The 8276-nt window shown below is 35.6% G+C and carries 11 protein-coding genes and 1 pseudogene; all 12 read left to right on the top strand.

The genetic code is table 11. The annotated features are described in order from the left end of the window. Window positions 1-17 precede the first annotated feature (17 nt). The 12 genes and pseudogenes from ACQKP0_RS25535 to ACQKP0_RS25590 all read left to right on the top strand — a co-directional run bounded on the left by ACQKP0_RS25535 (window position 18) and on the right by ACQKP0_RS25590 (window position 8173). Window positions 18-1289, top strand: a complete 1272-nt coding sequence (locus ACQKP0_RS25535) for a PBSX family phage terminase large subunit (protein ID WP_427408634.1) — start codon at window positions 18-20, stop codon at window positions 1287-1289. A gap of 151 nt (window positions 1290-1440) precedes the next feature. Beyond that, window positions 1441-2763, top strand: a pseudogene (locus ACQKP0_RS25540) (phage portal protein). Then, the gene (locus ACQKP0_RS25545) at window positions 2756-3898 is read left to right on the top strand and encodes a minor capsid protein (protein WP_427408624.1); all 1143 of its coding nucleotides are present in this window, start codon (window positions 2756-2758) and stop codon (window positions 3896-3898) included. Before ACQKP0_RS25540 ends, ACQKP0_RS25545 begins: the two are co-directional and overlap by 8 nt. Next, the gene (locus tag ACQKP0_RS25550; protein ID WP_427408625.1) at window positions 3895-4272 is read left to right on the top strand and encodes a hypothetical protein; all 378 of its coding nucleotides are present in this window, start codon (window positions 3895-3897) and stop codon (window positions 4270-4272) included. The genes ACQKP0_RS25545 and ACQKP0_RS25550 overlap by 4 nt, the downstream gene beginning before the upstream one ends. A 5-nt stretch (window positions 4273-4277) precedes the next feature. Next, entirely contained in the window at window positions 4278-4529 is a 252-nt protein-coding gene (locus ACQKP0_RS25555; RefSeq protein ID WP_427408626.1) for a hypothetical protein, read from the top strand. Between the two features lie 146 nt (window positions 4530-4675). Continuing rightward, a complete protein-coding gene (locus ACQKP0_RS25560) occupies window positions 4676-5239 on the top strand; it encodes a phage scaffolding protein (protein ID WP_427408627.1) in 564 nt (187 codons plus the stop codon). After that, entirely contained in the window at window positions 5220-6131 is a 912-nt protein-coding gene (locus tag ACQKP0_RS25565; RefSeq protein ID WP_427408628.1) for a pyocin knob domain-containing protein, read from the top strand. Before ACQKP0_RS25560 ends, ACQKP0_RS25565 begins: the two co-directional genes overlap by 20 nt. Then, the gene (locus ACQKP0_RS25570) at window positions 6080-7045 is read left to right on the top strand and encodes a hypothetical protein (protein ID WP_427408629.1); all 966 of its coding nucleotides are present in this window, start codon (window positions 6080-6082) and stop codon (window positions 7043-7045) included. Before ACQKP0_RS25565 ends, ACQKP0_RS25570 begins: the two co-directional genes overlap by 52 nt. After that, on the top strand, window positions 7045-7272 hold the full coding sequence (locus ACQKP0_RS25575) for a hypothetical protein (protein ID WP_427408630.1): 228 nt from the start codon (window positions 7045-7047) through the stop codon (window positions 7270-7272). Before ACQKP0_RS25570 ends, ACQKP0_RS25575 begins: the two co-directional genes overlap by 1 nt. Window positions 7273-7377: 105 nt before the next feature. Next, entirely contained in the window at window positions 7378-7542 is a 165-nt protein-coding gene (locus ACQKP0_RS25580; RefSeq protein ID WP_427408631.1) for a hypothetical protein, read from the top strand. A gap of 176 nt (window positions 7543-7718) precedes the next feature. After that, window positions 7719-7931: a hemolysin XhlA family protein gene (locus ACQKP0_RS25585; RefSeq protein WP_427408632.1), complete on the top strand. Its 213-nt coding sequence runs from the start codon at window positions 7719-7721 to the stop codon at window positions 7929-7931. Between the two features lie 2 nt (window positions 7932-7933). Beyond that, window positions 7934-8173 carry a hypothetical protein gene (locus tag ACQKP0_RS25590; protein WP_427408633.1) on the top strand — a complete coding sequence of 80 codons (240 nt, stop codon included), beginning with the start codon at window positions 7934-7936 and terminating at the stop codon, window positions 8171-8173. The last annotated feature ends 103 nt before the right edge of the window (window positions 8174-8276 follow it).

Consider the following 8276-nt stretch of genomic DNA (forward strand, 5'->3'; position numbering starts at 1 on the left):
AAAGGTGAGGGCACATGATTGAAAAAGAAGTGAATCCTCATTTTGAAGATTTCTTATTCGATTGGTCGACAAAGTTCCAGTTCCTTGTAGGTGGGGATGGTTCAAGCAAATCTTATCATATTGCCTTAAAATTAATTCTTAAATTACTAGAAGAAAAAAGAACTGCCCTTGTTGTTCGTGAAGTATATGAGACTATCAGGGAATCTTGTTTCTCATTACTCGAGGAGATCGTCATTGATCTAGGATTAGAACATAAAGTTAAATGTGTTACTTCTCCTATGCAAATTCGTTTCCCTAATGGATCTAAGATCATATTCAAAGGGATGGACAAGCCAGCTAAATTAAAATCTATTAACAATATTTTAATCATTTGGCTTGAAGAATGCTCAGAAATCAAATATGCAGGGTTTAAGGAATTATTAGGTCGTTTACGACATCCTTCTTTAAAATTGCATATGATTCTATCCACTAATCCGATTGGAGAGGATAACTGGACATTTCTGCATTTTTTTAAGGATGATCTCAATAAACGATTTATTTTAGACGACCAGGATCTTTACGAAAAAAGAACAATAATAACCAATGATACCTATTATCATCATTCAACAGCTGATGATAATTTATTTTTACCTGAAAGCTATATAGAGCAGCTGGAGGAAATGAAAGACTATGACCCAGACCTTTACCGGATTGCACGGAAAGGTCGTTTTGGCGTGAATGGAGTTAGGGTTCTTCCACAATTTGAAGAGAGTCCGCATGAAGAAGTTATGGATGCTATTAAGAACATAAGGAATCCCATAAAGCGAGTTGGAATGGATTTCGGTTTTGAGGATTCTTTTAACGCAGTTGTTAGACTAGTAGTTGATCATAATGAAAAGATTCTATATATCTATTGGCAGTACTATAAAAACAAAATGACAGATGATAAAACTGCTGAGGAACTAAAAGAATTTAAACAATCAAAAGAACTGATTCTTGCTGATAGTGCTGAGCCTAAAACAATTCAATACTTTAAGCAACAAGGGTTCAGAATGAAAGGTGCTAAGAAATATCAAGGTTCACGATTAGCTAATACAAAGAAAGTTAAACGATTCAAGAAGATCATTTGTTCATCTAATTGTCCAGATGTGATTAGGGAGCTTAAGCTTTTAACCTACAAATTGGATGCTAACGGAATGATTATCCCAGACGAGTTTAAAATTGATCCACACACATTTAGTGCTATTTGGTATGCCCTCGATGGATATGAGGTGTCAGATCTTAAGGGTGGAGCAGTTTCATTTGAATAGAAAGGAGGTAGTACTGGTGGATCCATTCAGCGAAACTTTAATAGAGCAATTTAATAGAATCATTGAAGAAGGAGCCAAAAATGTTATAAGTGATGTGGAAATCATCATGTTTGAAGTCAATGAGTGGGAAAAGTCTCCTTTGAGAGAAATGATGCTAGAAGGACAACGTTATTATAAAAGTCAAAATGATATATTAGACAGAAAGAAAATGGTTGTAGGCGAAGGTGGAGCTCTTCAGGAAGTTAACAACATCGCTAATAATAAAATAGTTCACGGTTTCATCCGTAAGCTAGTTGATCAGAAGGTTGGGTATTTACTCAGTTTACCTTTCACTGTACAAACAGAAAAAAAGGAATACCTAGATTTACTTACTGAGTATTTCACTAAAAAGTTTTATTAATTGTTTCAAAACGTTGGTAAAGAAGCGATTAACAAAGGGAAAGCTTGGATTCATATCTATTATGACGAGCAAGGAAATTTCAGTTTAAAACGTATTCCCTCAGAAGAGATCATACCTTTTTGGAAGGATTCAGAAAGGACAGAATTGGATTACATTATCCGATCTTACAGGGTAAAACAATGGACAGGTAAAATGAAAGAAACTGTTCATAAAGTTGAGGTATGGGATGCAACCGGTGTGTATCGTTATGTTGTCAATAAAGGGAAATTAATTCCTGATGTAGAGGTTGGAGAATATAGTCCCCATTTAATTAGAGAAAATGGGGATGAAATAGAAGGAGTAAATTGGAATCGAGTTCCTTTTGTTTGCTTTAAGTATAACGATGAAGAGCTTCCACTTATCAACTATGTTAAGTTAATTGTAGATGATTATGACAGACAAAAATCGGATAACTCAAATAATCTTGAAGAACTTCCTAATGGAGGTATCTATGTCGTTAAGAATTATGATGGTACTGATTTAGGGGAATTCAGACGTAATCTTTCCGTGTTCCGTGCAGTTAAAGTGACGGAAGAAGGTGGACTTGACTCATTGAATCTTGAAATTGACACTGAAGCATTTAAGACTCACATGGAAATGCAGCGGAAAGATTTATACGAATTGGGTCGAGGTGTAGATACTCAATCAGATCGTTTTGGGAACGACCGTTCAGGTATTGCCCTCCGTTTTCTTTATGCTGACTTGGATATGGATGCTAATATCATCGAAACAGAGTTACAAACAGCGCTTGAGCAATTAAAATGGTTCATTGACCAAGATATTGAAGTTAAGAAAGGGGAAGATTACTCAGATGAAGAGGTAGAATTCATTTTTAATAGGGATATCATCATTAATGAGTCTGAGGTTATCGATAATGCTAGTAAGAGTGCTGGACAAATATCTGACGAAACCATTATTGCTAATCACCCTTGGGTTAAAGATGTTCAAATGGAGCTAGAAAGGTTGAGGAAACAATACGGTGGGCAGGAGGATTATAAAGATACATTCAGAAAAGACGTGAAGAACGATGAGTAAGAAGTACTGGGAAAGTCGTTCTGTACAACGAGAAATGGAATCCCAGCTCATTGCTAGTAAGTATCTAGCAAAGATGGACGAAAGCCTTCGAGAAGCCCAACAGGATATATTGAAACAGATTGAATCTTTTTATTCTAGGTATGCCGTTGAAAATCAAGTTTCCATATCTGATGCGAGGAAATATTTAACCGCAAAAGAATTGAGAGATTTCAAGAATATTGATTTAAAGAGATTTAGAGAAATGTCTTTATCGGGAAATCCTGAATATTATCGAATATTGAATGCTGTAAGTTATAGAGCCCGTATTTCACGTCTTGAGGCATTAAATATGCAAATTGAGATGCGAATGATTGAATTGTTCGGTGGTACAAATGGATTGCAAGAATATACGTATACTGGATTAACAGATGTATATAAAAACACGTATTATCGTACAATGTTTGATTTGCATAAGGTGGGAGCTTTTGTAGGAGAGATCGCAGCCACATCAAATAACACGATGAAAGAGATTCTTTCATATAATTGGAGTGGTAAAGAATTTTCAAAGCGTATATGGGGGCATCAAGAATCAACTCAACAAGCAATCCGAAGAGAGCTTGAAAGAAGTTTTGCTTCTGGTCGATCTATTCAAAAGACAACGAAGGCTATAATGGATGTAACAGACATGGCACGATCAAGAGCCCAGGCACTTGTTAGAACTGAAGCTAATTTTTTTCATAATGCTGCAGCGCAAAAAAGCTATTTGGATGCTGGAATTGATCGATATGAAATATTAGCCACACTCGATAACCGAACATCAAAAATTTGTAGAGAGCAAGACGGTAAAATATATAAAGAAAAAGATTATAAGCCAGGGGAAACAGCTCCACCATTCCATGTGCGTTGTAGATCTACTACAATTCCGTATTTTGATGAATCTCAGTATATGGAAGGTGAGAAAAGGCAATCAGTAGATGGACCTATTGATTCCATGTCTTATGAAGAGTGGTATGAAAAATTCGTAAAAGAGGATCCTGAAAGAGTAGCTGCAGAAAAAATGATTCAGAACCGTTTCACTGATATGAATCAGCATAAAAAATACAAGGAAATTATGGGCAAAGAAGTACAAGGTCTTTTGCTGCATTTCAAGAAATGAAGTATAATGATCCTAATAGATATAATGAATTGAAGTCGTTATATAGAGATGTAAATTGGCAGGTAAAAGCACAAGAGAATTTGAAAATTGGCAATGTGCATAAAGTGGAATTTATTGGTCCTCCAAATAGTGTTTTTGATAACTATAAGGATGGTAAACTTGATTCGAGGCGTTACTATGGACCAACGGGAAAACCAAGATTGGATATAGACTTTTCAGACCATGGAAATCCTAAAAATCATCCAGTTGTTCCACATGCTCACGATTGGCATGTCAAAACAGAAAACATTGATATAATTAAGCGAGAGCGAAATTGGAGGTCATTGAGTAAAGCTGAGGAAGTAGCAAATCAAGATGTCATTATAAAGGAGTGAGGGAAATGAGCAATGATAATAAATTTAAGAGTCTAGATGAACTTAAGGATTCTATAGATATGGGACTAGATATAGAATGTTATATTTATGGAGATCGGTATTATATCGGAGCTCCTAAAGGGGATTTACTCATAGCCCTGTGTCCGGATGGTGATGGTGATAAATATGACGATACTGATGATCTATTGAATAACCACAAAATAAAAGGGAAGCCATTAAAAGATATATGGAAAGATATTGAAATATATAGTATGTAAGAGCACTTTCAACCGCAAAAGGTAGAGGGTGCTTTTTATTATGGCTGAAAGTAAATCTCGTCTTTTTAGCATTTGCAGACGTTAAAGAACAAAGCAAAAACCTAACAGGGCGTTGCCTGTAAAACACGAATTAGGAGGAAACTGAATTGAACAAAGAACAATTAATCGCTCTTGGCCTAACCGAAGAGCAAGCTGATAAAGTCATTGCTGGATATGGTCAAATGATTCCTAAATCTCGTTTGGATGAAAAAATCAAAGAAGTAAAGGATTTGGAGAAACAAATCAGGGACCGCGACAAACAACTTGAAGATTTAAAGAAAATTGATGCAAAGGGCTTGCAAGAAAAAATCCAAGAGTTGCAGAAGGAAAACGAAACAGCTAAAACGGAGTACGAAATTAAGTTGAAAGATACGCAGCTAACGAGCGCATTAAAGCTTGCGCTAAATGGTAAGGCTCATGATACAGATTTAGTAGCTAGCCTTATCGACAAAACCACAATTGAATTAGGCGAAGATGGAAACATCACAAAAGGACTTGATGAGCAGATCAAAACACTGCAAGAATCGAAGTCCTTTTTGTTTGTCCAAAAAGATTCAGGGAATGGTGGTTTTCGTGGCTTTACACCTGCAAGTGGATCACCTCAAAACAGCAATGATTCCGCAAACCAAAAAAATGCGGATTTCGGAAAAAGTGGTAATAAACCACACTAAAAATAAATATAATCCTCATGGTGTCGATAGTTCGCAGGTTAATAAAATAACTGATAACTCTAAAAAGAATACTGATTTATTAACTTCTTTCCCCGATGGAACAACAGTAATGAGGAACACGATTAAATATGCTGACACTAAGGAGAATTTTCCGACACAGTGGGGAACTTTAGTAACTTTTAAAGCTGGTTTATATGGCTACCAATTTTACTTACAATCCAATGCAACTAATGCAGAAATGTTGATGCGTTCTTATGATGATAATACAAACACATGGAAAGATTGGAAAGCAAACGAAACAGCTACTGGAGCGCAAGCGAAAGCTGACGCAGTTAAAACATGGATTCAAGGTTTTGGGTATGGTGGAGATTCAATAAAATTAAATGATGGAATTGATTTAAATACTGCTCAAACTCCAGGTAGATATTTTTTAGCAGGTTCTTATACTAATGGTCCAATTGATGTAGCTAATTGGGGGCATTTAGAAGTTTATAGGTATGGTGGAGGATCTGCCAATCGCATTATACAATTATTTACTAAAGATAATGCAAGTCAAATTTACTTACGTGTATTTACTGGGTCTCAAAATACTTGGTCAGCTTGGAAAGATATAACAGGGGCAGATTATGGATTAGGGTATCAAAATAAATCATTAGGTCAAGACTTAAACACTTTAAATGAAACTGGATTCTACTATGCTACTACCGGGTCAACAAATGTTCCATCAGGGGCAACTAACGGATATGTTCTCCATCAAAAATTAAGTGATACTTATAAATCTCAAATATACATCGAACATACAACTTCAAGAATGTTTAAACGTATTCAACACAATGGAACATGGGTACTTGGACTGAAGTGGAAACGACAGCAGGAGCGCAAAGCAAAATAGACGATGCCATACGAGTGAAGTTGGGTTTAGATAGAATCGAGATAGGCGCAGGTTCTAGAGTAGGTTATGGAGAAAGTGCTATAGCTGTAGGTAAAGGCTCATTCGGAAATGCTAATTATAGTATAGCATTAGGAGCAGGAGCGTATGTTAATCCATTTTCGGTAACTACGAACCAAGGTAGTAATGTTGGTTATGCTTCAATAGCGATAGGGAAAAGCGCAAAATCTTTATCTAACAATAATATAGCAGTTGGAAGTAGTGCGGAAGCTGGAGACGAAGAACAATATAATGTTTCAAATATTCTATTTGACGAAGCGATTGCTATAGGATATTACGCAAAAGCAACAGCTAAAAGCTCTGTTGCATTAGGTGTACGTGCAAATTCATTAAATGCAAATGAGGGTGTACTAGGAAGCGAAAATGGAGTAAAAACATGGAAAGTTCCTGGTTCTTTCACAGTAAACGGAACAAAAAACTTTGAAATGCCGCACCCTCATCCTAATAAAAAGAATACACACATGCTACGTCATTCAGCTGTCGAATCCCCAACAGCAGGTGATAACCTTTATAGATATACAATTAAAGCTATTAAACCAAATGAAATAGTTGAATTAGAGTTACCCGACTATTTCCAGTACCTTAATAAAAATGTGGATGTATGGGTTAATGGAGATGGTCATTTTGGACGTGGTTTTGGACGAGTTGAAGGTAACACCTTAAGAGTCACTTGCGAGCTTGCCGGGACTTATAAAGTGCTTGTCATTGGTACAAGAAATGATGACCATCAATCAGTGCAGGATTGGGACATTAAGGGGGTAGAACGTGAAATAGGAGAAAGTTGGACAGGTGAGACATACGTATTTGAAGTCGATGAAATCATGGAAGTAGAAGAAATAAGGGAGGAAATTGTCTAATGGATATTTTAATAAAGAGTTCAGCGATTCAATTTAAAAACCCTCAAATCGGACAACCAACCAGAGCAGTTGCAGAACATTACAATGGAAGGCGCATTACAGCGTTAGTTGATGGAGAAGAAAAATTATTCCGTTTCAGGAAAGATGAATTAGCATTTAATGCTGATGAAGTAGATATGGAAGCAGCTATTGAACAAAGAGTATTAGATGAACAAGAATCCCAATAAGGCTTTTTTATTTTGTTGTTTTAGTAAGAAACTGTTAATAAAATAATAAAACAATAATCTCCCCTAGTTTGTTAAAATGGAAATAAATAATAAAGGGGTTTTATCATGATTGAAATTCGTTTTGACCATTCTCATGTTAACAATTATTTTATTGATACAATTACAGTCAATTTAGATGATAAAGAGGAAAAGGAAAGAATAGAAATACTTGCTAAGAGGTTAGAAGGATGTTTAGTAGATTATCCAAATAAAGAACTAGCTGAAAAATAGCAGAATTTCTAAAAGTTGATGAAAGTTTAATTGATTTTGATACAAATTAATATTTCTATCAAATAAAGTCCTTTTTAGGGTTGTGATAAAAATGTGTTATTAACAAAATAAAAAATATATCTAAAGAAACAAAGCCTGAATAGGGCTTTTTTATTTTGGGCAAAAGGCGGTGCTCTATGGAAAATAATTTTGTTACAAGGGATGAATTTAAAGCTCTTGAAAAACGTGTTGGTAGTATAGAAAATCGACAAACTAAAACCGAAACAAAAGTGGATAATTTAGAACAGAAGTTAGATAAAATTGATAGTAATACTACTTGGATCCTGCGCCTTATTATAGGCGCTTTTATTATGGCTGTAATTGGACTTGTATTAAAAGGAGGAATGTAAAAATGTTTGAAATTTACGATGTAGCGATTATTCCATTGATTTTAGGTATAGTTGAACTATTTAAAAAAGGAGGATTACCTGCTAAGTATTCACCTTTTGTAGCTGTAGTTTTCGGACTAGCATTTGGTATCTTCTATCTAGATGCCAGTGTCAAAGAAAGTGTTATTGTCGGATTGATGTTAGGTTTATCAGCTAGTGGCTTGTATAGTGGAACAAAAAATATTGCGAAGAGTGACGAGTAAATCGTTGCTCTTTTTTATGTGTGCCAGGCATGGCAACTATCTAGGTGGTGAAAGTCCACTGTGGGGGTACACATCAGCCAACCACTAAGGAAGCGCAAGGTAC

Source organism: Heyndrickxia sp. NPDC080065 (genome assembly GCF_050281185.1).
GTDB lineage: Bacteria > Bacillota > Bacilli > Bacillales > Bacillaceae_C > Heyndrickxia.